This is a genomic window from Embleya sp. NPDC059237, assembly GCF_042754105.1.
GTDB lineage: Bacteria > Actinomycetota > Actinomycetes > Streptomycetales > Streptomycetaceae > Embleya.
The window spans coordinates 130331-153165 of sequence record NZ_JBHZAE010000019.1 but is presented as its reverse complement, the minus strand read 5'-3'; the positions used below and the strand labels follow the sequence as shown (position 1 = coordinate 153165).

At 72.2% G+C, this 22835-nt stretch carries 23 protein-coding genes; 13 read left to right on the top strand and 10 right to left on the bottom strand.

Going from position 1 to position 22835, the window contains the following annotated elements; all coding sequences use genetic code 11:
- Nucleotides 1-2 precede the first annotated feature (2 nt).
- Nucleotides 3-932 carry a M56 family metallopeptidase gene (locus tag ACFXKZ_RS41525; RefSeq protein WP_380009875.1) on the top strand — a complete coding sequence of 310 codons (930 nt, stop codon included), beginning with the start codon at nt 3-5 and terminating at the stop codon, nt 930-932.
- A 52-nt stretch (nt 933-984) separates the two neighbouring features.
- On the opposite strand, the gene ACFXKZ_RS41520 is transcribed toward ACFXKZ_RS41525, so the two are convergent.
- Nucleotides 985-1215 (bottom strand): helix-turn-helix transcriptional regulator, encoded by a 231-nt coding sequence (locus ACFXKZ_RS41520; RefSeq protein ID WP_380009625.1) that lies wholly within the window; start codon nt 1213-1215, stop codon nt 985-987.
- A gap of 229 nt (nt 1216-1444) precedes the next feature.
- On the opposite strand from ACFXKZ_RS41520, the gene ACFXKZ_RS41515 reads away from it, so the two are divergent.
- A complete protein-coding gene (locus tag ACFXKZ_RS41515) occupies nt 1445-1885 on the top strand; it encodes a hypothetical protein (protein ID WP_380009622.1) in 441 nt (146 codons plus the stop codon).
- Between the two features lie 215 nt (nt 1886-2100).
- Complete coding sequence (locus ACFXKZ_RS41510) at nt 2101-2559, top strand: hypothetical protein (protein ID WP_380009619.1); 459 nt, start codon at nt 2101-2103, stop codon at nt 2557-2559.
- A gap of 104 nt (nt 2560-2663) precedes the next feature.
- Here the strand turns inward: ACFXKZ_RS41510 and wecB are convergent, their stop codons facing one another.
- Nucleotides 2664-3800 carry a non-hydrolyzing UDP-N-acetylglucosamine 2-epimerase gene (wecB, locus tag ACFXKZ_RS41505; RefSeq protein WP_380009616.1) on the bottom strand — a complete coding sequence of 379 codons (1137 nt, stop codon included), beginning with the start codon at nt 3798-3800 and terminating at the stop codon, nt 2664-2666.
- Nucleotides 3801-3846: 46 nt separating this feature from the next.
- Entirely contained in the window at nt 3847-5259 is a 1413-nt protein-coding gene (locus tag ACFXKZ_RS41500) for a glycosyltransferase family 2 protein (protein WP_380009613.1), read from the bottom strand.
- A gap of 212 nt (nt 5260-5471) precedes the next feature.
- Here ACFXKZ_RS41500 and ACFXKZ_RS41495 point away from each other — a divergent pair, with 212 nt between their 5' ends.
- From ACFXKZ_RS41495 to ACFXKZ_RS41485, 3 genes are all read left to right on the top strand, one after another.
- Nucleotides 5472-6773: a glycosyltransferase 87 family protein gene (locus ACFXKZ_RS41495; protein WP_380009610.1), complete on the top strand. Its 1302-nt coding sequence runs from the start codon at nt 5472-5474 to the stop codon at nt 6771-6773.
- An 82-nt stretch (nt 6774-6855) separates the two neighbouring features.
- Complete coding sequence (locus ACFXKZ_RS41490) at nt 6856-7536, top strand: hypothetical protein (RefSeq protein WP_380009607.1); 681 nt, start codon at nt 6856-6858, stop codon at nt 7534-7536.
- A 62-nt stretch (nt 7537-7598) separates the two neighbouring features.
- Complete coding sequence (locus ACFXKZ_RS41485) at nt 7599-8177, top strand: TetR/AcrR family transcriptional regulator (protein WP_380009604.1); 579 nt, start codon at nt 7599-7601, stop codon at nt 8175-8177.
- A gap of 72 nt (nt 8178-8249) precedes the next feature.
- Here ACFXKZ_RS41485 and ACFXKZ_RS41480 read toward each other — a convergent pair whose 3' ends face one another.
- The 3 genes from ACFXKZ_RS41480 to ACFXKZ_RS41470 form a co-directional block, all read right to left on the bottom strand.
- Complete coding sequence (locus ACFXKZ_RS41480; RefSeq protein ID WP_380009872.1) at nt 8250-10451, bottom strand: glycoside hydrolase family 3 C-terminal domain-containing protein; 2202 nt, start codon at nt 10449-10451, stop codon at nt 8250-8252.
- 363 nt (nt 10452-10814) lie between these two features.
- Nucleotides 10815-11009 (bottom strand): ferredoxin, encoded by a 195-nt coding sequence (locus ACFXKZ_RS41475; protein ID WP_380009869.1) that lies wholly within the window; start codon nt 11007-11009, stop codon nt 10815-10817.
- Nucleotides 11010-11029: 20 nt separating this feature from the next.
- A complete protein-coding gene (locus tag ACFXKZ_RS41470; protein ID WP_380009601.1) occupies nt 11030-12286 on the bottom strand; it encodes a cytochrome P450 in 1257 nt (418 codons plus the stop codon).
- Nucleotides 12287-12426: 140 nt separating this feature from the next.
- Between ACFXKZ_RS41470 and ACFXKZ_RS41465 the strand changes: the two genes are divergently transcribed.
- The 6 genes from ACFXKZ_RS41465 (at nt 12427) to ACFXKZ_RS41440 (ending at nt 17004) form a co-directional block, all read left to right on the top strand.
- Nucleotides 12427-13050: a TetR/AcrR family transcriptional regulator gene (locus tag ACFXKZ_RS41465; RefSeq protein ID WP_380009598.1), complete on the top strand. Its 624-nt coding sequence runs from the start codon at nt 12427-12429 to the stop codon at nt 13048-13050.
- 256 nt (nt 13051-13306) lie between these two features.
- Nucleotides 13307-13594, top strand: a complete 288-nt coding sequence (locus tag ACFXKZ_RS41460; protein ID WP_380009595.1) for a hypothetical protein — start codon at nt 13307-13309, stop codon at nt 13592-13594.
- A 370-nt stretch (nt 13595-13964) separates the two neighbouring features.
- Entirely contained in the window at nt 13965-14360 is a 396-nt protein-coding gene (locus ACFXKZ_RS41455) for a nuclear transport factor 2 family protein (protein WP_380009592.1), read from the top strand.
- Between the two features lie 102 nt (nt 14361-14462).
- On the top strand, nt 14463-14846 hold the full coding sequence (locus tag ACFXKZ_RS41450) for a MerR family transcriptional regulator (protein WP_380009589.1): 384 nt from the start codon (nt 14463-14465) through the stop codon (nt 14844-14846).
- Nucleotides 14847-15050: 204 nt separating this feature from the next.
- A complete protein-coding gene (locus ACFXKZ_RS41445; RefSeq protein WP_380009586.1) occupies nt 15051-15809 on the top strand; it encodes a CmcI family methyltransferase in 759 nt (252 codons plus the stop codon).
- Nucleotides 15810-16050: 241 nt separating this feature from the next.
- Nucleotides 16051-17004, top strand: coding sequence for a GNAT family N-acetyltransferase (locus tag ACFXKZ_RS41440; protein ID WP_380009866.1), 954 nt, complete (start codon nt 16051-16053; stop codon nt 17002-17004).
- 93 nt (nt 17005-17097) lie between these two features.
- On the opposite strand, the gene ACFXKZ_RS41435 is transcribed toward ACFXKZ_RS41440, so the two are convergent.
- The 4 genes from ACFXKZ_RS41435 to ACFXKZ_RS41420 all read right to left on the bottom strand — a co-directional run bounded on the left by ACFXKZ_RS41435 (nt 17098) and on the right by ACFXKZ_RS41420 (nt 21099).
- On the bottom strand, nt 17098-18084 hold the full coding sequence (locus ACFXKZ_RS41435; protein WP_380009583.1) for an aldo/keto reductase: 987 nt from the start codon (nt 18082-18084) through the stop codon (nt 17098-17100).
- A 75-nt stretch (nt 18085-18159) separates the two neighbouring features.
- A complete protein-coding gene (locus tag ACFXKZ_RS41430) occupies nt 18160-18630 on the bottom strand; it encodes a GNAT family N-acetyltransferase (RefSeq protein WP_380009580.1) in 471 nt (156 codons plus the stop codon).
- A 110-nt stretch (nt 18631-18740) separates the two neighbouring features.
- A complete protein-coding gene (locus ACFXKZ_RS41425; RefSeq protein ID WP_380009577.1) occupies nt 18741-19544 on the bottom strand; it encodes a peptidoglycan-binding protein in 804 nt (267 codons plus the stop codon).
- 637 nt (nt 19545-20181) lie between these two features.
- Complete coding sequence (locus ACFXKZ_RS41420) at nt 20182-21099, bottom strand: MerR family transcriptional regulator (protein WP_380009574.1); 918 nt, start codon at nt 21097-21099, stop codon at nt 20182-20184.
- Between the two features lie 127 nt (nt 21100-21226).
- Between ACFXKZ_RS41420 and ACFXKZ_RS41415 the strand changes: the two genes are divergently transcribed.
- Entirely contained in the window at nt 21227-22726 is a 1500-nt protein-coding gene (locus tag ACFXKZ_RS41415) for an alpha/beta fold hydrolase (RefSeq protein ID WP_380009571.1), read from the top strand.
- Nucleotides 22727-22835 lie beyond the last annotated feature (109 nt).

Genomic DNA, 22835 nt, shown 5'->3' with positions numbered 1-22835 from the left:
GCATGCCGCTCGCGCTCTACCTGCCGCTGCTGCTGCCGCTCACCGCGTTCCCGGTGGCCCGACTTGCCGGCGACCACCTGCACCCGCGCACCGCCACCCGCCTGCTCACCGTCGTCTCGGTGGTCCTGTCCGTGTGCAGCACCCTGTGCCTGGCGCTGCTGGTCGTGGTCGGCACGGCCCAACTGCCCGGCAATCCGCTGCCCGACGGCTGGTCGGACACGGAGGTACGCGACGCGATCCCGCACGTCAGCCTGTTCGGGATCCTGGCCATCCCCACCTTCCTGGCCATCCTGACCGCCGTCGCCGTCACCCACCGGCGCGACCGGGTCGAGCACCGCTTGGCGTTGAACGCCGTCGCGGGCGCGCCCGCCGGCGGCGAACTGACCGTGCTGCCCGACCCGACGCCCTACGCCTACGCCCTGCGCGGACCGCCCGACCGCATCGTGGTCTCCACCGGGATGCTTCTCCCGCTCGACGACGAGGAGCGCCGCGCGCTGATCGCCCACGAGCGGGCCCACCTGAGGGGCCGTCACCACCTCGCGCTCGCCGCCACCCGACTCGCGGCCTGCGCCCATCCGCTGCTGCGTCCGATCCACACCACCGTCGCCTACACGGTCGAACGCTGGGCCGACGAGGACGCCGCCGAAGCCCTCGGCGACCGGCGCACGATAGCCCGCGCAGTGGGCAAGGCGGCGCTTGCCGCCAAGGGCCGCCCGCCGTTCGCCGCACCCGCGTTCGCCGCGCCCGGACCGGTGCCGCGTCGGGTCGCCGCCCTGCTCGGTCCACCGCCGCCCACCGCGTGGCCCACCCCCCGCTCCCGCGCGGGCGTCGCGGCCCTGGTCGCCGCGACGGGCACCACGGTGTCCGTACTGGCCTCGCTCAACGCCGCGGTCGCCCTGGTCCTGCTCCTGATCGCCGCGACGCCGTTGTAGCGCGTGTCTCCACGACACGCGCTCGGCCCAAAACCGCGCCGCCGACCGCGCGCTACTCGCGGGCCACGCGCTCGCGGGTGGCCGCGGAGGCGCGGTACATCCGGCGTCGTTGCCCGTCGACCGTCCGGTGCTCGGACACGAGCGTGCCGTCGCCCTCCATACGGCGCAACATCGCGTACAACCGCTCGGCGGCGACCTCGAACCCCTGCCGCCGCAACTCGCCGAGCAGCCACGGCCCACAAAACTCCCGCTCGACCGCGACGCGAACGATCTGCCGCCACATGGCACCCCGCTGAGCCCTACCCACCGCGCCCGAGCCCCCTTCCGCGACTTCCGCTACTTGCGTGACTTGCGCGACTTCCGCGATCAAAACTTCTACAACGATGTAGAAACCATACAGCTCGCCTGCCGACCCCCATCGCCCCGGTCGCGGAACGCGCAGCCGTTTCGGGCCGAGACACGCGGGGTGGGAAAGTGACCCAGGGGCAGGGTGGGTAACGGAGAATGACGGGGTGCTTCCAGATGACGATTACCTGTTGAAGATCGGCCGACTGACCTATTCCGTGACGCTCGTCGAGGGGCTTGTGCTCTCCGAACTGTCCCGCCTGACCGGCCTGCCGCCCGGCTTGCGGGCGCGCAAGTTGACCGGGCGTTCGGCCGGGGCGATCGGCAAGGCGCTCCAGGATCCGGGGAACATCGGCCACGTCACCGACCCCGCCGTGCGCGAGTGGTTGCGGGTCGCGGGCGAGGAACTCGCGGCGGTGGCCCGACTGATCCACGCGCTGCTGCACGCGCGCCCCGCCGAGGCCGGCGAGGAACCGCGCCTGCATCGGTGGCCGGCCGAGGTGGGGGAGAGCTTCGACATCACCCACACGTGGCTGGACACCGCCCAGTCGACCGTCGACGACGCGATCCGCCAGGTCGACCGCTCCCGCGTACCCAGCCGGGTCTGACCCGACCACCGCTCTTCCGACTTCCCGGCCGGCGGATCCGGCCCCGCGCCACCTGCCGGCCCATCCGGTCCCTCCGGCCTGTTGCCCGAGCCCACCACGCCCGGCCGCCTGCCGCACAGGGCCCGCGACCCGCCTCCGATCGCCGCTCCGACGCACGTGGTGCGCGGCGGGCGCGGGTCGGGTCGGGGGCCTCCGGTCCCGGGCGCGGGGGCGCGGTGCGGGAGGCGGCCGGCGCGGCGCTACGGTGGCCGACCGCCGCCGGGCCGGCCGTTTCGGGCCTGGCATTGGCGAGCCTGATCCCGGACAGCCTGCGCCGATCGCCCTACACCGCCACCTGGTTGGCCCTGGTCGGCATGGCCTGCCTGTTCCCGGCCGGCGTGATGGTCGTCGGCGCCGGGGTGGTGGCGTTCCGGGTCGCATTCGGCGCGGGCGCGGCGACGGTGGGCACGTTCCTGTTGCCGCGCCTCGTCGACCTCGCGGGTGGCGGTTCGCTCGGTTGGCTCGACCGGCGGGGCCTGACCGTGCTCGGCGCGGGTCTGCTCACCGGGGCCTGTGCGGCGTACTACCTGCGGCGCCCGATCGCCCGCCCCCGACCATGGCCCGCCGTTCCGGTCGGACAGGCACCTCTGGTGCCCGGCCGTCGCGGCGCCGACACCGGGGGCCTCTTCGGTTGACCCCACCCCACCCCAGCCCACACGACCAGGCCGACGCCGGTCGCCGGACCCCCGGCGACCGGCGTCGGCCGGCGCGCACACGGCTCACGCGGCCCACAATTGCCTCAGGCCGCCACCGGTGCCGCCACCCCGGCCAGCCGCCCGGTCAGATGAGCGATGCGCGCCGACGCGAGCCCGTCCCCGTACGGACTGGCCGTCGCGGCCAACCGAGCCAGCCGCTCCTCGGAGTCGGCCAGCCACGACCGCGCCGTGTCGCCCAACTCCGGACCCGGCCGGACCAGCACGGCGAAGCCCGCGTCGATCGCCTCCGGACGCTCGGTGGAGCGACGCACCACCAGCAGCGGCCGGCCCAGCACCGTGCACTCCTCCTGGATGCCGCCCGAGTCGGAGACCAGCAGCGCGGCGTGCCGGGCCAAGGCCAGGAACTCGCCGTAGCCCACCGGCTCGACGGTCGTGATCCGCCCGAGCAGCGCGGCCGGGCCGAACCGGTCGACGGCGGCGCGGGTCCGCGGGTGCATCGGGAACAGCACCGGCGTGCCGGCCCGGGCGATGGCGTCCAGCTCGGTCAGCACGGCCCGTAGCGCCTCGGCGGTGTCGGTGTTCTCGGGGCGGTGCACGGTGGCCAGGACGTAGCCGTCGGGCCGCAGACCGTACCCGGCGAGCAGCGTGGCCCGCGCGGCCCGGTCGGGGAGTCGGCGCCGGACCACCTCGACCACGGTGTTGCCGGTGACCTCGATGCGGCTCTCGTCGACCGACTCGGCGCGCAGGTTGGCCGCGTTGGTGGCGGTGGCGGCGCACAGGACGTCGGCGACGTGGTCGACCATGACCCGGTTGTGCTCCTCGGGCATCGCCCGGTCGAAGCTGCGCAGCCCGGCCTCGACGTGGACGAGCGGGATGTCGCGGGCGTTGGCCGCCAGTGCGCCGGCGAGGGTGGCGTTGGTGTCGCCCTGGACGATCACCACGACCGGCCGCCGCTCGGCGAAGGCGTCGTCGAGCTGGTCCAGCGAATGGGCGATCTGCCCGGCGCGCGGACGCCCGCCGACGCCGGTCAGCAGTTCGGGGCGGGGCAGGTCCAGATCGCGCAGGAAACGCCCGGACATCGCCTCGTCCCAGTGCTGGCCGGTGTGCACCAGCCGGGCGGCGGGGCCGAGTTCGTGGATCAGCGGGGCGAGCTTGACCAGTTCGGGGCGGGTGCCGAGGACGACGGCGACACTGGCGGCGGGCAGGTGGGGCACGTTCACGTACGGATCTCCGAGCCGGGGGGCGGGAAGTGGCAAAGAATCGGGGTCAGGCTTCGAGCGCGGTGGGTACGCCCGCGAGCTCGACCTCGGCATTGCGCCGGGTCTTCGCCCAACCGTTGCGGCCACGCGCGAGCCGGACGGCGGCGCGGCAGGCGACCACGAACAGGTGGTAGGTGTACAGCCACATCAGGACGCCCCACCCCAGTCCGGTGAGCCATCCGCGGTCGGCGTGCACCCGTTTGCGATAGGCCAGACCCCACGCCACCATCGGCACCGCGGCGAGTACGAACGCGGCGGCCATCACCGGCCCGAAGCGGAACTGGAAGTCGGCCGTCTCGTCGGGGAACACGATCAGTCCGACCCCGGTGATCGCCAGGGACAGTGGCGTGAGCAGCACCAGCAGGACGCACACCAGCGGCTGGAGGAAGGTGTAGAGCACCTCGGCCTTGCCCGACCAGCGGTAGTGCGGGGACGCCAGCACCCGCCGCGTGTAGCGCAGGCACTGGAGGTTGCCCTGGGCCCAGCGGGTGCGCTGGGCCAGGAAGCGGCGGGAGGAGGGCAGGCCCTCCTGGGAGACCTGCGCCTCGGCGACGTGGGTGAGCCGCCAGCCCGCCAGGCGCAGTTCGAGGCCGGATTCGTAGTCCTCCAGCAGCGCGCGCTCGGGCCATGGCCGACCGTCGTCGCCCGCGAGCGAGTCGAGGGCGCCGAGCCGGACGAACTGACCGTTGCCGCCCAGTCCGACACTGCCGGTACGCCGGCGCAGCAGCTGCATGCCGGTGTTGTTGGCGCGGAACTCGATGTCCTGCATGCGGACCAGGAGCCGGGCCCGGGCGTTGGCGAACCGGCCGCGCTCGGGCAGCGGGCGCGGGTCGTCGACGTTGCGCATGCGTACGCCGATCTGTACGGCGCCGGTGTCGGGGCGCCCCATCGCCTTGTCGGTGCAGACCATCGCGAGGGCACCGGGGTCGAGCCGGCCGTCGGCGTCGATCACGCCGACGATCATCCGCGCGGGGTCGGCGTCGACGGGCAGCCAGGCGCGGATCTCGCGGTAGGCGGCGTTGAGCGCGGCGCCCTTGCCTATCCGCGCGTTCGGGCGCCGGCGGCTGACCAGGTGCACCCGCTCGTCGTGTTCGGCGGCGGCCAGGACCAGTTCCGCGGTGCGGTCGTCGCTGTGGTCGTCGACGATCCACAGGTGCGCGTGCGGGGCGGAGCGACGCAGGTCGGCGAGCGTCTGCGCGACCACGGCCTCCTCGTCGCGGCAGGGGACGACCAGGTGCCATTCGAAGGCGGTCGGGTCGCCGGGATCGGCCGGCCGGTTGTGCCGGAAGGCGTGCCGGGTGCCGGCCCAATAGATCAGGAAGCGGCCGAACACCAACAGCATGTAGACGAGCAGGCCGAGGGACAGCGCGGTGGCCGCCCAGAGAATGCCGCTCTGGTGGGCCAGGACGTACTCACGCACAGCGCCGGGGATGAAACTACCTCCAGTTCGAATCCAAGGCACATGTGCTCACATGGTTGCTATTTTGGTGCACAAAACGCCTCACGCACCATTGAATCTAAGGTAAATCCGGACAATTTCCAACTCGAAAGCCGAGTGGCGCGCCTCACCCCGACCGACACGCAGGCGCCGACACCCGCGCCGGCACCCGCCCGACGGGTTAGTTTCGTCGCATGAGACGACCCGTCGGGTCCGGTTCACATCCCATGGTTCGGCCGGATACGGCGGCGCCCCCGCGCCCCGGTCCGGCCGCGGCGTGGGCGCGGTGGGGACGGCTCGGGGAGCGACGGCGGATCGTCGGATGGACCCTCGCCTGCGCGTGCTCGATCGCCGTATATCTGTATGTGCGCCACCTCAGCCACCCGTCCATGGTCGACCTCGTGGTCTACCGCGCCGAGGGGCTGGCGGTGCGCGAGGGGATCGACCTGTACGGCCCGCTGAACACGCCGCACGGCCTGCGCGCCACCTACCCGCCGTTCGCCGCGCTGTTGTTCGTGCCGTTCACCTACCTGCCCCTGCGGGTGCTGCTCGGGGTCGGCGTCGCGGTGAACCTGCTGCTCGTCGCGGTCGTGGTGCGCCTGTCGATGCGGTTGGTGGACCCCGAGGGGCGTCGGCTCGGGCCGGCGGTGGTGCCGGCGGCCACGACGTTCGCCATCTGGTTCGAGCCGGTGTTCACGACCATGCGGTACGGACAGGTCAATCTCGCCGTGGCGGCCATGGTCCTGTGGGACTTCACCCGGCCGCGCGGGGCCGCGCTGCGCGGGGTGGTGCTCGGGATCGCGACCGGGATCAAGGTCACCCCGGCGGTGTTCGTCGTGTACCTCCTCCTCACCGGGCGGCGCCGCGAGGCGGGCACGGCGCTGGCGACGGCGGCGGCGACCGTGGCGTTCTCCGCGATGGTGCTGCCGGGGGTCACCCGACGGTTCTGGACCGACCTGGTCTTCGATCCGGAGCGGGTCGGGCGGCTGGAGAACGCCGCGAACCAGTCGATCCGCGGCCTGCTCACCCGGCTCGCCGGCACCCGGGACCTCGGCCTCGGCTGGACCGCGGTGATCGTCGTAGTGAGCCTGCTCGGCCTGTGCTGCACGCTGATCGCGTACCGGCGGCGCGGGGACGCGTGGGGCCTGCCCGCGTGCGCGGTGACCGGATTGCTGGCCAGTCCGATCTCGTGGAGCCACCACTGGGTGTGGTGCGTGCCCATCGCCCTGCTGCTGTGGACCACGCTGCACGGCCCGCACACCCGGGCGCACACCGCGCTGTTCGCCGGTCTCCTGGTCTTCCCCAGCTTCCTGGTCTGGTCGGTGCCGCACCTGCCCGACCAGGAGTGGCACATGACGGATTTCGAACTGTTCCGCTCGTCCTGCTACGTGGCCTACGGCCTGGCCTTCGTGCTGGTGGCGGCCCACCCGGGCCGGTTACGCCCGACGCGTGTGCCGCGCTCTTCGGTCGAGTTGACTGCCGGAATCCGGCAATGACCCGCGCGGGAGCGGATCCCTAGGCTCGGCGGATGATCGTCGGGCCGGTTCCGGAGGGAATCGGTCGAGGTACGGAGGACGCATGGGCAGGATCCGCATACGCTCGGTGGCCGTCGCCGCGTTGGCGCTCGGGGTGGCCGCGGTCGGGTGTTCCACGTCGGAGGACGAGTCCGGCGGCACCCCCACCCGGGTGAACACGGCGATGGGCGCGACCACGTTCCACGCCAAGGGGTCGACCACGGCGGTGGCCGGCGGCACCCAGGAGATCTGGTCCGACCCCCGTCAGGGGATGCACATCGTGATCACGATCGGCGGAACCGAACCGGCCGGCGAGATGTTCTGCCACGGCACGGACCTGTACATGAGCACCGACCTCGCGGTGGAATCGCTGCGCAAGGCGGGTGGCGCGGCCTACGACGTACCCGCGGACCTGAAGCAGTCCTTCGTGCGGGGACCCGCCAGGGACGGGTGCGGCATGTTCTACGAGGTCGCCTCCTCGGCCAAGGAGGACAGGAAGCTCGCCGCCACCGTCGCCGGCGTGCCGACCACCGCGATCGTCGCCCACCAGGGCACCACCACCGACACCTACTTCATCGCCGCCAAGGACAAGCCCTACGTGCTGCGTCTGGACTCCAACCGCGCCGGCCACGTCTCCACCACGAACTACGACTCCTTCGGCGCCCCGGTGACCATCCGACTGCCCACCGAGGACCGGATCGTCTCCATGAAGGACTTCCAAACCAAGGCCACCCTCCCCCGCTGACCCCGCGCCCCCCTGCCTCACCCGAACCCTTCGGCGGCCGGGAACGCCATTAGGGTGGCGGCATGGTGAAGCGTGGCCCGTATGGGAAGGGTGAGGCGAAGCGGCGGGAGATTCTTCGGGTCGCGCTGGAGGTTTTCGCCGAGGAGGGATACCGGGGGACCTCGCTGCGCAAGGTGGCGGCGCGGTGTGATCTGAGCCTGCCCGGGCTGATGCACTACTTCGCGTCCAAGGAAGATCTGCTGACGCAGGTGCTTCGGGCCCGGGACGAGGAGAACGGGCGGCTCTGGGACGAGTACGAGGGGCCCGATCCGCACCTGGAGATTGTGCGCGCGGGGGCGCGGGCGGCCGGGTTGATCGAGTTGTTCGTGTCGATGGCGGCGGCCGGCAGCGATCCGGAGCATCCGGCGCACGCGTTCTTCGCCGAGCGGTATCCGCGGGTGCGCGGGCAGATCCGGGAGCTGTTGGCCCGGCAGGCGCGCAACGGCGTGATCGAGAGCGCGATTCCGCCGGAGCGGCTGGCGGCGCTGGTGCTGGCGGTGGCCGACGGCATCCAGTTGCAGTGGCTCAACGATCGTTCGGTGGACATGGAGCAGGCGCTCGAAGACCTGTTGGAACTGATCGCGCCGCCGCGCCCCGAATAGCGCCCGCGTCCCGGGCAGGGGTGGGCGGGGAGCCCACGGGGAAGGGGTCCCCGCCCACCCGACTCGCCGCGCTCAGCCGACGGGGGCGGCCACGCGGGCGGCGAGTTCCGCGAGTTGGTCGTGGGGGATGATGCCGCCGGCGAAGTCGGCGATCACCTCCAGCGGGACGCCCTGCGCGGCGCGCAGCAACATCGGGTCGTCCGCCAGGCGCGAGGCGATCGCATGCTCCGTCGCGGCCAGGCACTCCAGGAGCAGCGGGCCGCCGACGGGGTGGGCCAGCCATTCGCCGAGGGTGCTGCGCAGGTCCAGGCCGGTGCGCGAGGAGTCCTCGACGTCGACCTCGACGGTCAGGCGCACGTCCCGCGAGGACGCCGCCGCCTCGATCCGGTAGGTGCCGCCCTCCACCCGCCAACCGTCCTCGCGCACGCTGTAGTAGGCGAGGTCGGTCCGGGCGAAGGACACCACCACCTCGCGGCTCTCGCCCGCCTCCAGCCGCACGGAGGCGAAGCCGCGCAACTCGCGGACCGGACGCTCCACGCGGGACCCCGCCGGCGCCGCCGAGTAGATCTGTACGACCTCGCGCCCGGCCCGGTCGCCGATGTTGGTCACGGTGACCCGGACCGTGAACCCGGCACCCTCGTCGGTGCTCTCCACACGCAGGTCGCCGTAGTCGAACGTGGTGTAGGACAGGCCGTGCCCGAACGGGAAGGCGACCTCGCGGCGGGCCGCGTCGTAGCCCCGGTAGCCGACGAAGACGCCCTCGGCGTAGCGCACATGGCCCTCGGAACCGGGGAAGGACAGGAAGCTCGGCGCGTCCTCCAGGCGCAGCGGCACGGTCTCGGCGAGCTTGCCGGAGGGGTTGACCACGCCGAACAGCACCCGGGCGAGCGCGCCGCCGCCGGCCTGGCCGAGCAGGAACCCCTCGACCAGCGCGGGCACCCGGTCGTGCCAGGGGGCGGTGCGCACCACGCCGCCGTTGGACAGCACCACCACCACCCGCGGATTGACCGTCAAAACCCGGTCCAGCAGCGCGAGTTGGTCCGCGGGCAGGTCGATGTGCCCGCGGTCGAAGCCCTCCGACTCGTCCTGGCGGGCCAGGCCGAGGAAGAGGACGACGGTGTCGCTCGCGGCGGCCACGCGCACCGCCTCGTCGGCCAACACGGCCGGATCGGCGTCGGGTTCGGGGCCGTCCGACAGCGGGTATCCGGCCGCGAACTCGACCCGGGCGCCGTCGGCCAGCGCGCGCAGCCGGTCCAGCGGTACGTCCACCCGGGTCGGCGTCACCTGGGAGCTGCCGCCGCCCTGGAAGCGCGGGGTGCGGGCCAGTTCGCCGAGCACCGCGATGCGCCCGGCGGTCGGGTCCAGGGGCAGCAGGCCGCCGTCGTTGCGCAGCAACACCACGCAGTTGTCGGCGGCTTCGCCGGCGAGGCGGTGGTGGTCGTCGTAGGGCGCGGCCGAGCCGTCGCCGGCCGGCCGGGCGCCCCGGTGGGCGAAGCGGATCAGCCGGGCGACCGAGCGGTCCAGTACGGCCTCGTCCAACTCGCCGGAGTCGACGGCGGCGACCACCTCGCGGTCGGTACGGCCGCCGGTCGGGGGCATCTCCAGGTCGAGGCCGGCGCGCAGCGCGGCGACCCGGTCGCGGACCGCTCCCCAGTCGGACATCACCAGGCCCTCGTAGCCCCATTCGGCGCGCAGGATGTCGGTGAGCAGCCGGGTGTTCTCGGACAGGGTCACGCCGTTGACGCCGTTGTACGCGCACATCACCGCCCACGGATCGTCGTCGCGGACGATACGTTCGAAGGCGCGCAGGTAGATCTCGCGCAGCGGGCGCTCGTCGATGTCCGCGCTGACCCGCATCCGTTCGGTTTCCTGGTTGTTGGCCGCGTAGTGCTTCAGGGTGGCCCCGACGCCGGCGTCCTGGAGGCCGCGCACCATCGCGCCGCCGAGCGCGGCGGAGTGCACGGGGTCCTCGGAGAAGTACTCGAAGTTGCGTCCGCACAGCGGCGATCGTTTGATGTTGATGCCGGGTCCCAGGAGTACGCCGATGCCGTGCGCGGCGGCCTCGACGGCGATCGCGCCGGCGACGCGGTGGGCGAGTTCGACGTCCCAGCTGCTGCCCAGGGCGACGGCGGGCGGATAGCACGTCGCGGGGGCGGCGGGGCGCAGGTCGAGCTGGCCGTTCTGCGGGTCCTCGCTCTGGAGCCGCAGTCCGTGCGGGCCGTCGGACATGGTGACCGCCGCGATGCCGGCCGCGTCGAGCCCCTTGGTGGTCATCTGTCCCGCACCGCTGGTCAGCGCGGCCTTGTCGGCGAGGGTGAGGTCGTGCTCCACCGGGCGACTCCGATCGATGGCTTCGTGGGCGGGCCGGGGAGGGCACCGCCCGGTGCGAAAACCATAAGGTGATCGGTTTTCATGGTCAAGGGTGCCCGAAGGGCGTCGGATCCCGGGGACCTCGGGCTCGGCGTCGTACATCGTGTACACCAGCACCCATGGCGCCTGCTCGGCCGCCGCGTCCGGGTCTCCTGTGGTCGATTCGTCAAACAAACGGCGGTGACGGGGCCGGGACCGGTCCCGTCGTCGGGCCGGTCCCGGGAAGCGCCGTTCCTCGTAGTCCCCGGTGGTGCCGTTCCGCAGGTGCTATTCCTCGATGACGCGGAGCGCGCCGGAGGGGCACAGGTCGGCCGCCTGGCGGGCGGCGCGGTGGGCGCGGGGTTCGGGGTGCGGCGTCAGTACGGTGACGAGGCCGTCGTCGTCCTGGTCGAAGAGTTCGGGTGCGCTCAGCGCGCACAGGCCCGCGCCGACGCAGACGCTCCGGTCGCCGGTCACCCGCAGCGCGACCCGTTCGGGGGCGGTCACCACGTCACCGGGAGTTCGTTGACCCCCTGGATCGAGGCGCCCGGCCGCAGTTTCACGTCCTCGACCGGGACGGCGAGTCGCAGCGTCGGCACCCGATCGAACAACGCAGCGATGATCACTTCGAGTTCGAGGCGGGCCAGGTTCTGGCCGAGGCACTGATGGATGCCGTAGCCGAAGGCGAGGTGGTGACGCGCCGAGCGCCGGATGTCGAAGGTGTCCGGATCCTCGAAGACCGAACCGTCCCGGTTGACGATGGAGTTCGCCACGATCACGCCGTCGCCCGCGCGGATCAGTTGTCCGTCGATCTCGATGTCGGCGACGGCCACGCGCCCGCCCGCGATGTCGGCGATGGCGAGGTAGCGCAACAACTCCTCGACCGCGCCCGGGATCAGGGTGGGATCGGCACGCAAGGCGGCGTGTTGTTCGGGGTGTTCGAGGAGGGTGATCACGCCGAGTGAGGTCATCGACGCGGTGGTCTCGTGGCCGGCCACGAGCAACAGGACGGCGGTGTCGACCAGTTCGGCGCGGTCGAGCGCGCCCTTGGCCACGTACTCCGTCACCATGTGGGACAGCAGGCCCGGACCGGGGTCTTGTTCGAGCCGGGCGATCAGTCCGCCGAGGTAGTCCTCCAGCAGGTCGCGCGCGGCCACCGCCTCCGGCCCGTCCACGGCCTGGAGCAGGCGCCTGCTCGCGTCCTGGAACAGGTCGTGGTCGGCGTACGGGACGCCGAGCAACTCGCAGATCACCATGGAGGGCACCGGTAAGGCGAGCCGGGTGACGAGGTCGGCGGGCGGACCGTCGGCGATCAGGTCGTCGATCGCGGCGTGCACGATGCGTTCCACGTCCGGGCGCATGCCCTTGATCCGCCGCACGGTGAACTCGCTGATGGTCATCCGCCGCCGCGGCCCGTGCTCGGGCGGGTCTAGGGCCAGGAAACCGGGCTTGCGGTTGCGCAGCGCGTACAGACGGGGTGAGGTCAGCGGGAAGTCGGGGTTCGCGCGATTCGAGGACAGTCGGGGGTCGGCCAGTAGTTTCCGGGCCGCCTCGTACCGGGTCACCACCCACGCCGGGCGGCCGTCGTACAGGGTCACCCGACGCAGCGAACTCGGCGCGTCCCGTAGCGTGTTGTAGGTGTCGGGCAGTCGGTAGGGACAGGTGCGGTCGCTCGGGAAGGCGGGAGCCTCGTCGGGGCCGGCCCCGGTCGGGAAGGTCGGGGTCTCGTCGGTGGGGAAGGTCGCAGCGGTCTCGGTCATCGATCCCCTCGCAGCCTTGATCTGATAGAGAACGAGTGGTTCTCTGCTTGGGAGGCTAGGCTCATCCCACAGAGAACGCAACGATCTCTCGATAACTTTGAGGAGTTGACCTGTCACCGAATGTCGGCCCGGCGGTCGGGGTGAGCGTCGACCATCGCAAGGGGCCACGCCGCCGCGGCGAGGAGTTGGAGAATGCCATCCTGACGGCGACGCTGGCCGAACTGATGGATGTCGGCTACGCCGGACTGACCATGGAGCGGGTGGCCGCCCGCGCTCGCACGGGCAAGGCCACGCTCTATCGGCGCTGGCCCAGTCGCGCGGAACTGGCCATGGACGCATGCAAGTTGATCGGCGTGGGCGAGGGCGAACCACCCGACACCGGGGAACTGCGCTCGGACATGATCGCGCTGTTGCGGGAGATGGCGGCCAAGTTGGCCGGTCCGCTCGGCGGCATCCTGCGTGGACTGCTCGCCGAGACCACGCACGACCCCGAACTCGCCCGCCTGGTTCGGGAGCGGATGCATACGGTCGGCCCGGAACGGACCCGTCGGGTGCTCGAACGCGCCGTCGAGCGAGGTGAGATCGACGCCGGGGTGCCGACCTCGCGCCGAGCGGGTGTGGCCACCGACCTGCTGCGCAACGAATTCCTGTTGTTCGGGGCGCCGATCGCGGACGAGGTGGTGATCGACATCGTGGACGAGGTCTACCTGCCGCTGGTGCGGATGCGTTCGGCTCCGGCCGTCGGGCCCGAGTCGGGGGCGTGAGGGCGGGCGTCGACGCGGGACCGGCCGGCGGATCGCGGCCTTGTCGGACGCCGCCCGGATCCGCCGGACACCGGGCCCGGCCGGGTCGGTTCGGGGACCGGCCGACGATCGAGCGGACCTCGGCGATCAGGCGGGCGACCGGCGGCTCGGGCGCACGTTCGGTCCACATCACTGTCAGGACGGACGGTGCCGCGTCCACGACCGGGATCCAGCGCACGCCGGCGCGATCGCCTTCGGCGGGGCCACCGTCGCCAACGTGCTCGGTGTCCCCGCCGGCACCCTGGTCGGCGGACTCACCGACTGGCGCATCGTGTTGGTCGCCCTGGGCGGTCCGGGGCCGGTGGTCGTGGTCGCGCCGGTCCTCCTGCTGCTGCCGATGCCCGCGTCGCAACCGGTGCGGCTGCGCACCCTCGGCGAGCAGTTCCGCAACCCGATCGTGTGCGCCGGCGTGCCGGCCACCCTCCTCCTGGTGAGCGGCCACTTCGCGGCGTTCACCTTCGTCAGCCCGATCCTGCAGGACCGATCCGGGATCGACGAGACCTGATCGGTCCGGTCCTGCCGGCCTTCGGCCCGGCCGGGGGATCGTCGGCAACTTCCTCGCCGGCGCCGCCGCCGGCCGCGACGTACGCGGCACCATCGGCCTCGCGCTCGGCGCCCTGTTCGGCGGCGTCCCGGTCGACACCGTCTCCACAGCCGGCGTACTGCTCTTCGGCGCCGCCCTGAGCGCGCTGACCTCGCTCGCCGTGTGGGGAACCCGCAAGATCCGACCGGGACTTACTTCGGTCGGAGCGCGCCCGACCCGGAACGGTCATTACCCGCAGGGAATTGTCGGTCCCGGACGCCGAACGGAAGATTGTCGTCACGGGCCGCCGCACCGGCGGGCCGCCAACCCCCCACACCCCCGGAGGTTCGCCATGTCCGCAGTCAAGTCGACGGCCGAGGTCATCGCGCAGTTCAACGACGCGTTCACCAAGCACGACCCGACGCTGATCGAGGGCCTGGTCGGCGAAGGTTGTGTGATGGTCACGGTCCAGCCCGCCCCGGACGGGACCCGCTACGAGGGGCTGGAGGCATGCGAGACCTTCTGGAAGGACCTGGCGGCCGACCCGAAGGTCAGCTTCCAACCCGAGGACGTCTACGTCTTCGACGACCGCGCGGTGATCAAGTGGCGGGTGACATTCACGCCGGGCGAGGTGAACGAGGTGTTCGGCGGGGCGCACGCCGAGTCCACCACCGTGGCGGGCGTCAACCTCATGCAGGTGCGCGACGGTCGCATCGTCGAGGGGCTGGGGTACAGCAAGACGCCGTGATCCGCGGCGGGCCCGATACGGGGCGGGTCCGCCCCGGGAAGGCCGTCGACCCCGCGTGAACGGGGTCGACGGCCTGCGACACCCACCCGGCAGAATTCCGGTATGACCCCCACCGCGCCGCGCTATCTGACCCCGGCCGAGACCGCCGAGCGCTCCGGCTTCAGCCTGGACACCCTGCGCTACTACGAACGCATCGGCCTGCTCTCCGACGTGGACCGCGCGCCCAGCGGGCATCGCCGGTTCACCGAGCAGGACCTGCAATGGCTCGGCATCCTGCGCTGCCTGCGGGACACCGGCATGCCGATCGCGGACATGCGCCGCTACGCGGAACTCGCCCGCACCGGCGACCGGGAGTCGCTGACCGAGCGGATCGCCCTCCTGGAACGGCACGACGCCTCGGTGGAGGAGCAGATCGCGCTGCTGCGGGCGCAGCAGGGGCACCTGCGGGCCAAGATCGACTACTACCGATCGGTACTGCCGGACTGAACCCGAAACCGGTCGGCCCGGACGGGGTGTGTGTGCTGCCGGCGGACGACGGATGACCATGCGGCGTTCGATGGTCGAACAATCCGTGTCGACAGCGCCGAAACCGGGCGCGATGGTGTGCTCTCCCGATATGGATGTACGGGCATGGGTCCGGGTGCCGGAGCACTCCGGTCCGTTCGGACGCCGGGACAGGAGAGGGTCGCCATGGCCGATACCCACACCGATACCACCACCGACGACTTCGACGGGGACCGGTTGCCACCGACCGTCGCCGCCGACCACCAGACGACGCTCCTGGAATACCGCCGCGCCCGCGGCCGGCAGCACGTCCGCGATTGGTACGCCGGTCTGCGGATCAAGAAGTTTCCCGAGGATCTGCGTGTGTTCGAGCACGTGCTGTGGTCCTCGCGGACACAGGTGGTGGTGGAACTGGGTACCCATCTGGGCGGCTCGACCCTGTGGTTCCGCGACCGACTGCGCACGCTGGCCGGCTACGGCCGCGTCCCCGAGGCGATCCGGGTGATCTCGGTCGACCTGGACCAGTCGCGCGCGGTGGCGCTGCTCGGTTCCGCCGATCCGCACTTCGCGCGCGACATCACCCTCGTCGCCGGCGACGTCCGCGACCCGGGGCTCGCCGAACGGGTCGAGCGACTGATCCCGCCCGGCGCGCGCTGTCTGGTCGTCGAGGACACCCTGCACGAGTACGACACGACCGCCGCCGCGCTGCGCAACTTCGCCCATCTGGTGCCCGACGGCGGCTTCTTCGTCGTCGAGGACGGCATCGTGGACGACCCCGATCTGTGTCCGCCCGACATGCCGGGCGGCGTGGTCCCGGCGATCGGCGACTGGCTGGCCGGCGACCAGGGCAGCGCCTTCACCACCCGCCGCGACCTGGAACTCTACGGCGTCACCAGCCACCCACACGGCTGGCTGCAACGAGTCCGGCGCCGCCCGGCACCGTAACGGTCGGGTGCGCGAGCCGGCTGCGCGAGCCGGCTGCGCGGGAAAAGCGTTTGCGACGGACGGGTGTTGTTCGGTAGAAAGTGCGGCCGGACCCCCAGCGGCAGATCGCCACGGGGGACGTGACGACGAGAGGAGGGACACGCGATGTACGCAGTCATCACCGCGCCCGTGTCCTCCCGGGGGACCGACCGAGTCTGACTCCGGAACGGACGGGCGCTCTTCACCGGAGTGTGCCTTGACCGTGGAACAGCAGGATCCGATCACGCGTGCGATCACCGGACGCGACGAACTCGCCCTCTTCTCCGAACTGCCCTACGTCCTCAACACCGAACTGTCTGACGACCTCGCCGCCGGCCGCCGCCGACCGGAATGGATGTGGGTCGCCCTGCGCGGTGACCGACTCCTGGCCCGAGCCGCATGGTGGAGCCGTCCGGGGGACCGGCTGCCGCGCTATCTGGACATCCTCGACGTCGACGACGGCGTCGACGGTGTCCCGGCGGCGGAGCGCCCGGAGTTCGCGGCGCGCCTGGTGCGCACCGCGTTGTCCGACATCCTGCCCGCCGGGACCCGGCCGCCGGAGTACACCCGCTTCGTCCCGCCCGACTGGCGCGAGGACACGTTCGTCGGCCCGGCCGTCCGGGCCCGCATGACGGCACTGGAAAGCCTCGGCGCCCGGCTGTTCGTGGAGCGGCTGCGGTTGGAATGGCGCCCCGGGACGCCGATTCCGGAGCCGCGCGGCCGGCTGATGTTCCGTCCGGTGCACGATGCCGACGAACTGGTGGCGCTGATGACCGGCGTCCTGGCGGGGACGTTGGACGCCCACGGGCGGGACGAGCTGACCCGAATGACCGCGCGCGAATCGGCGGTTGCCCAGTACGACGACGAACTGGCCCGCTACGCGAGCCCGAAGGAGTGGTGGCGCATCGCGACGCTGCCGGACGGGGAGCCGCTGGGATTCGTCGTCCCGGCGCACAACGGCTACAACCCCGTCATCGCCTACATCGCGGTCCTGCCCGCGTATCGCGGCAACGGCTACGTCGACGACATCCTGGCCGAGGGCACCCGTGTGCTGGCCGCACAGGACGTGCCCCGGATCCGCGCGGCGACGGATCTCGGCAACGTCCCGATGGCGAACGCGTTTCGGCGGGCGGGGTATGTCAACTTCGAGCGTGAGATCAACATGACCTGGCGCTGACGGGCCGGCGGGCGAGGACGCCGAACACGCCGTCCTCGCCCGCCCGCTCCGCCGGTCCCGGTCGGCCCGGACGATCCGCCGCCCGGGATCCGGTCAGTGCGCGTTGTCCAGCCGAGTGCGCTGATCCGGCGTCAGTTCCAGTTCCACGGCCGCCAGGTTCTCCGCCAACTGCGCGATGGAGGAGGCGCCGGCGAGCGGAAGGATCGGGAGGGTGCCGCCGATCTGCCAGGCGAGCACGACCTGGTTCACCGTCGCGCCGATCTCCTGCGCGACCTCCCGCAACACCGCGAGCCTGGCGGGCGTGCCCGGGTGGTCGTAATCCGGCGGCAGCGGCTTGTCCGGCCGCGCGTACGCACCGCCGAGGAGCGGCGAATAGGCGACCAGGGTCAGATCCGGCTCGGCGCGCAGGTAGCTCAACAGATCCGGACCGGCGTGACCGAGGCTGCCCTCGGGGAAGAGCGCGCCGGGTATGTCGTAGCGCGGGCGCAGATGGCTGTGCTGATACTGGAGCACCTCGTACCCCGGCACCCCCGCCGCCGCGGCGAGCGAACGGGCCCGCTCCACACGCCACATGGCGTGATTGCTCGCGCCCAACAGGCCGACCGTACCCTCGGTCACCAACTCCCCGAACGCCTCCACGGTTTCCCGCAGCGGCACGGTCCGGTCCTCGATGTGCGCGTAGAGCAGGTCCAGCCGCTCCACCCCCAGCCGCTCCCGGCTCCGCTCCGCCGCCTCGCGAATCGCCTTCGCGGACAGGCCCTCGGGGTTGTCGATGTAGCCGGTGCCCGCCGCCAGCGGCGCCGCGCCCAGTTTGGTGGCGATGACGATCTCGTCCCCGACGCCGCGGCTGCGCCGCCACCGTCCGAGCAACGCCTCGCTCTGCCCGCCGAGTCCCCCGTCGACCCAGAACGCGTAGTTGTCGGAGGTGTCGATGAACGTGCCCCCGGCCTCGACAAAATGATCCAACACCGCGTAGGAGGTCTTCTCGTCGGTCACCGACCCGAACAACATCGCCCCCAGCGCAAGCACACTCACCTCCCGACGTGTGCCCGAATCGACCCCGATGGTGCGGTACTTCATGGTGACCCCCAACGCCGCGGCCCGCGATGTCCCGGGCCCGAGGGCACGAGTCAACAACCTGGACCGCGCTCCAGGTCAACCCGTCGGCGCCGGGGCGGGGGGAATGGCGAATCGCAGTTCCGGGCGTTCCCAGCCGACCCTCGGGGGCGACGGGGCGATGGTGCCCACGCGCGTCGCGCCCAGCCGCCGGTAGAAGGCCTCCGCCGGTGGATGGGCGACCACACGCACGGCGGTGAGACCGGCGCGGCCGGCCTCGTCGATCATGTGCTCGATCAGGAGCCGGCCGACGCCCGATCCCTGCGTGTCGTCCGCCACGAAGGCCAGATCCAACTCCGGCGGATCCAGCACGAGGGCGTAGAAGCCCAGCGGCTCGTCGCCCGCGTCGACGGCCGCGAAGACCCGATGCCGGGCGACGTAGTCGGCCGTGACCCGATATCCGGCGATGATCGAGGCGTAGTGCCCGCGGTAGGCGCCGGAGTGTCGGACCAGCGCCGTGAGCCGGTCCGCGTCCGAGGCGACGGCCCGCCTGATGGTGATCGACTGCATCCGCCGAAGCCTACCGGGCACCGAATCGGCGGCCGCGAGGTCGGTCGGGTCGGGGCCCGCGCCGGTGGGGACCGACCCGGGACCGACCCGACCGCCTCGCGGGTGGTGCGTCAGTCGACCCGGAAGCCGTGTTGGCCGGCCAGGCGGGTCAGCGATCGTTGGCCGGGGATGCCGTTCGCGTCCTGGCCGGAGTAGCCGAGGCGGCGTTGGTAGGCGGCGTAGGCGTGGATCGTGGCGGTCCCGAAGGAACCGTCGACGTAGGCGGACGCGAGCAGGCCCTCGGCCTGGAGCGCCTGCTCGACCAGGAGCACGTCGGTGCGGTGCGCCGCCGACCCTTGGGGTGCGGGTGGGTCGAGGTGCGCGGAGTCGAGGATGTTGGCCAGGCTGACGGTCGGGATCCCGTCGCCCCCGGACGTACCGCGCGGGTCGTGCGGATCGGCGGTGGGTGGGCAGCCGTCCGGGAAGCGCGGGGCCAGGTAGCCGGTCACCCGCGCGTCGGTGCGCCGAAACGTGTGCGAGTAGACGCCGTTGCCCTGGCCGCCGTCGCCGCCGGTCGGGATCGTGTTGCCGCCCTTGGTGTACACGTGGACGTCGTCGAAGCGGACCACGATCTCGGTGTGCGCGCCGTTGCCGAAGTCGACCCAGGCGCCCCAGCTCGGGTATTCCGACCACTGGTCGTGCGCGCGGGCCCAGTTCGCGAACGCGGTGACGTTGTCGACCTTGGGCACGATGTCCGCGAGGCCGACGTCGTTGTACATGCACCAGTCGAAGATGACGCACCACGGCACGCCGTCCTCGCCGAACTCCCGTCCCCACTTGGTGCGGTTGTCGTAACCGTCGCGGGGGTTCCAGCTCTCGTATACGCCTTCCGGTACAGCTTGCAGATGTGCGATCAGGTCGTCCCATGTAGCCATGGGCGGCCCCCATTTCAGGCCGGGCGGAACGTATCTCGATGGCCGGGGTGGGAGGTCTCGTTCCGGTGGACCCGAGCACACCCCGGGCGCGTTTCGCGGCCGCGGCACGAAACGCGCACTGACGTCGATCGGGGCATACCCACTGACCTGCGACGTGTACCCCGAGTACATGTTCGATGACGTGGTGTAGTCATATGGTCGTATCATCGGACTAACAGAACGATCACGAGAGTTGCCACCGCGCGGCGGAGCCTCGATCGCCCATCAGTCGGCCGGCGAGCCGGCGAAGTTCCGACGGAGAGCGGGCGGTTCGTAGCTCGCGTTCCCGAATACCTCCCAGAAATCTGGGATTTCGCCGCACCGTGCACAGTGGCGAGGATGTCGACAGTGCGGTGCACGCGAGCGCGACCGCGCGGTCCGGGCGGCGACCGGACCGGGTGTGTCGCCCGTGGGCAGGCACGGGGGTTGCCGAAGCGGCGGCCTGGGGGGCGGAAGTGGCGCGCGCGCCGACGAGTCGGCGTCGTATCGAACGCGCAGGGGCCGTGCGATCCGACGGATCGACGCCTTCGGGGCGCGCGCCCTTTCGATTCGGGACGCGTGCCCTTTCGATTCGGGACACACACCACAACTTCGTCGATCAGGTCGCCGGTTCGGCGACCTGATCGTTCAGCGCGGCGCGCAACCAGGTGTCCGTGGCCCCCGGGGTGGGTTCGGCCGGGTCGGTCAGCTCGGCGGTCAGTTGCCAGTAGCGCTCGATCCGGGTCTCGCCGACGAGCAGGCCGGCCAGCCGGCGGCGGAAGGCGGGGGTGTCGGCCGTGTCCCACGAGCGGGCGTAGGCCGCGACGAAGCAGTCCAGCGCCTCGCCCGGCCGCGGCGGACGATGGGCGCGCAGCTCGGGTGCGGCGAGGGTGTGGGCTTCGACCAGGCCGCCGAAGAGTACGGCGGGCCGCGGCCCGGTCCGCGGCCGATGCGCCGCCGGCACCCGGCCCCCGGGTCCCGCGCACGGCCGGGTGACGAGCGCGTGCAGGCGGGCGAACGCCAACACCTGGGCCGGCGTCGGATCAGCGGGCGGTTGCGGCACCGAGCGGTCCACGATGGCCGTGACCAGCCGGGCCGGGAGCCGGGCGGGCAGCCAGCCCCGCCAGAACCGGGCCACCGGCGCGGTACTGGGCGGCACGGACACGGCGCCGACCAGCCGCAACCGCTCGGCCCGCTCGTCCGGCGCACAGTCCCGGAGCAGGTGCAGCGCCGCCTCGCGCCAGCGCAGCTCGGCCAGCCGCGAGCCGACCTCCCGGAGCTGCCCGGCGATGATCTCCTCCAGCGTGTCCTCACGATCGAGGAAGCGCCCCACCTCCGGCACCGGCAGGTCGAGACCGCGCAACGAGCGGATGGTCCGGAGCCGGTCCAGTGCCTCCGGACGGTAGCGCCGATGGCCACCGGCACTGCGCGCGGCCTCGGGCAGCAGGCCGCGATCGGAGTAGAAGCGCACGGTCTTGACCGTCACGCCCGCATGCTCGGCGAGCTCTCCGATGCTCCAGGTGTGGTCGGCGGACACGACTTGAACCTCCCTCAGGGGGAGTTCCTACGGTAGCGGCCCGCCCGGACCGGCCCCACGGCCGGTCGGCGCCCCGCCCGCGGGGTGTGTCGAGCGCGGATTCGATACGGAACACGAAGGGACGACCATGACGGCGTTCGTATTGGTGTCGGAGGCCCACACCGGCGGGTGGATCTGGCGGGACGTGGCCGCCCGGTTGTCGGCGGCCGGCGACGAGGCGTATCCGGTCACGCTCACCGGACTGGAGGACCATCGACAGCCGGTGGGCCCGGACATCGACCTGGAGACGCACATCCGGGACGTGATGGACCTGATCGACCGCATCGACGCGGCGCGGCCGGTGGTCGTCGTCGGGCACGGCTACGGCATCCACCCGGTGCTCGGCGCCGCCGATCGGCGCCCGGACCGGGTGGCCCGGATCGTCTACCTGGACGCCGGCCTGCCGCAGGACGGGGACCCGGCGCTCGCCGCGATCGCGGACGTGGCGACGCGCGAACGGTTGGCGACCCTGGACGGGGATCCCGTCCTCCCGGCGCCGACGACGCGCGAGGACTGGGCGCGCTGGGGCGGCGTTGCGGACCTGTCCGACGCGGCGCTTGCCCGGCTGACCCGGTCGGCCGCGCCCCATCCGGTGGGCACGCTCACCCAACCGCTGCGCCTGTCGGGGGCGGCGGCCGAACTGCCGACCACGGGCGTGTTGTGTACCGGGAACGGGGCGAGCATCGCGCTCGTCGAGTCGCTGGTGGGCATGGGGAATCCGGCGCTGCGACGGCTGGTCGACCCCCGGGTGGGCTTCTTCGAACTCGCCACCGGCCACTGGCCGATGGTGTCCGCGCCCGGGGAAGTGGCCGACGTACTGCGCCGCGCGGCGGCCGACGAGGGCCACCGCCTGTCGGCGAAGCGGGAAGAGCCGAGCCACCTCGGGCCGTTCCCGCTGGACGCCCCCGCGTGCGACCGGGAGCGGGTGGGGCGGGTCGACCTGTACCTCCCCGACGACGAACTCCCTTGCCCAGTCGTGCTGTTCGTGCACGGCGGGCCGCTGCCCGAGGGCGCCCTGCCGACGCCGCGCGATTGGCCCACGTTCGTCGGCTACGGCCGGTACGCGGCGAGCGTCGGGGTGGTCGGCGCGACCGTGGAGCACCGGCTGCACCGACCCGGCGACTACGACCGCGCCGCCGAGGACGTGGCCGCGGCGATCGAGACGGTACGGGCACACCCGCGCGTCGATCGGGACCGGATCGCGCTGTGGTTCTTCTCCGGCGGTGGCCTCCTGGCCACGGACTGGCTCGTACACCCGCCGTCGTGGTTGCGCTGCCTGGCCGCGACCTACCCGATCCTGGCCCCCATGCCGAACTGGGGCCTGGCCGACTCCCGCTTCCACCCGGCGAGGGCGGTGCGGTCGGCGGGCGAACTGCCGATCGTGCTCACCACGGTGGGCCTGGAACGCGCCGAAATCGCGGTGACGGTACACGAGTTCCTGGCGGCCGGCGAGGCGGCCGAGGCGAACGTCGAGGTGATCCACCTCGCCGAGGCCCGCCACGGCTTCGAGGCGATCGACCACACCGAGGAGACCCGAGCGGCCATCCGCCGGGCGATGCGAGTCGTGACCGGCCATGTGACGGGCTGACCCTGAGGCGTGTCTTCAATCTCCCGCCGAGCTCCACGACACCCGGCACCGCACCAGCGGCCCCGGCTCTGCGTTTCCGAAGAGCCGGGGCCGCCCCGCACGTTACTTC

Excerpts from the sequence above, each read along its gene's own strand:
- ACFXKZ_RS41525 (WP_380009875.1), top strand. The coding sequence starts at position 3 with ATGCCGCTCGCGCTCTACCTGCCGCTGCTGCTGCCGCTCACCGCGTTC.
- ACFXKZ_RS41520 (WP_380009625.1), bottom strand. The coding sequence starts at position 1,215 with ATGTGGCGGCAGATCGTTCGCGTCGCGGTCGAGCGGGAGTTTTGTGGG.
- ACFXKZ_RS41495 (WP_380009610.1), top strand. The coding sequence starts at position 5,472 with ATGAGACGACCCGTCGGGTCCGGTTCACATCCCATGGTTCGGCCGGAT.
- ACFXKZ_RS41490 (WP_380009607.1), top strand. The coding sequence starts at position 6,856 with ATGGGCAGGATCCGCATACGCTCGGTGGCCGTCGCCGCGTTGGCGCTC.
- ACFXKZ_RS41485 (WP_380009604.1), top strand. The coding sequence starts at position 7,599 with ATGGTGAAGCGTGGCCCGTATGGGAAGGGTGAGGCGAAGCGGCGGGAG.
- ACFXKZ_RS41480 (WP_380009872.1), bottom strand. The coding sequence starts at position 10,451 with ATGACCACCAAGGGGCTCGACGCGGCCGGCATCGCGGCGGTCACCATG.
- ACFXKZ_RS41470 (WP_380009601.1), bottom strand. The coding sequence starts at position 12,286 with ATGACCGAGACCGCTGCGACCTTCCCCACCGACGAGACCCCGACCTTC.
- ACFXKZ_RS41455 (WP_380009592.1), top strand. The coding sequence starts at position 13,965 with ATGTCCGCAGTCAAGTCGACGGCCGAGGTCATCGCGCAGTTCAACGAC.
- ACFXKZ_RS41450 (WP_380009589.1), top strand. The coding sequence starts at position 14,463 with ATGACCCCCACCGCGCCGCGCTATCTGACCCCGGCCGAGACCGCCGAG.
- ACFXKZ_RS41445 (WP_380009586.1), top strand. The coding sequence starts at position 15,051 with ATGGCCGATACCCACACCGATACCACCACCGACGACTTCGACGGGGAC.
- ACFXKZ_RS41435 (WP_380009583.1), bottom strand. The coding sequence starts at position 18,084 with ATGAAGTACCGCACCATCGGGGTCGATTCGGGCACACGTCGGGAGGTG.
- ACFXKZ_RS41430 (WP_380009580.1), bottom strand. The coding sequence starts at position 18,630 with ATGCAGTCGATCACCATCAGGCGGGCCGTCGCCTCGGACGCGGACCGG.
- ACFXKZ_RS41425 (WP_380009577.1), bottom strand. The coding sequence starts at position 19,544 with ATGGCTACATGGGACGACCTGATCGCACATCTGCAAGCTGTACCGGAA.
- ACFXKZ_RS41415 (WP_380009571.1), top strand. The coding sequence starts at position 21,227 with ATGACGGCGTTCGTATTGGTGTCGGAGGCCCACACCGGCGGGTGGATC.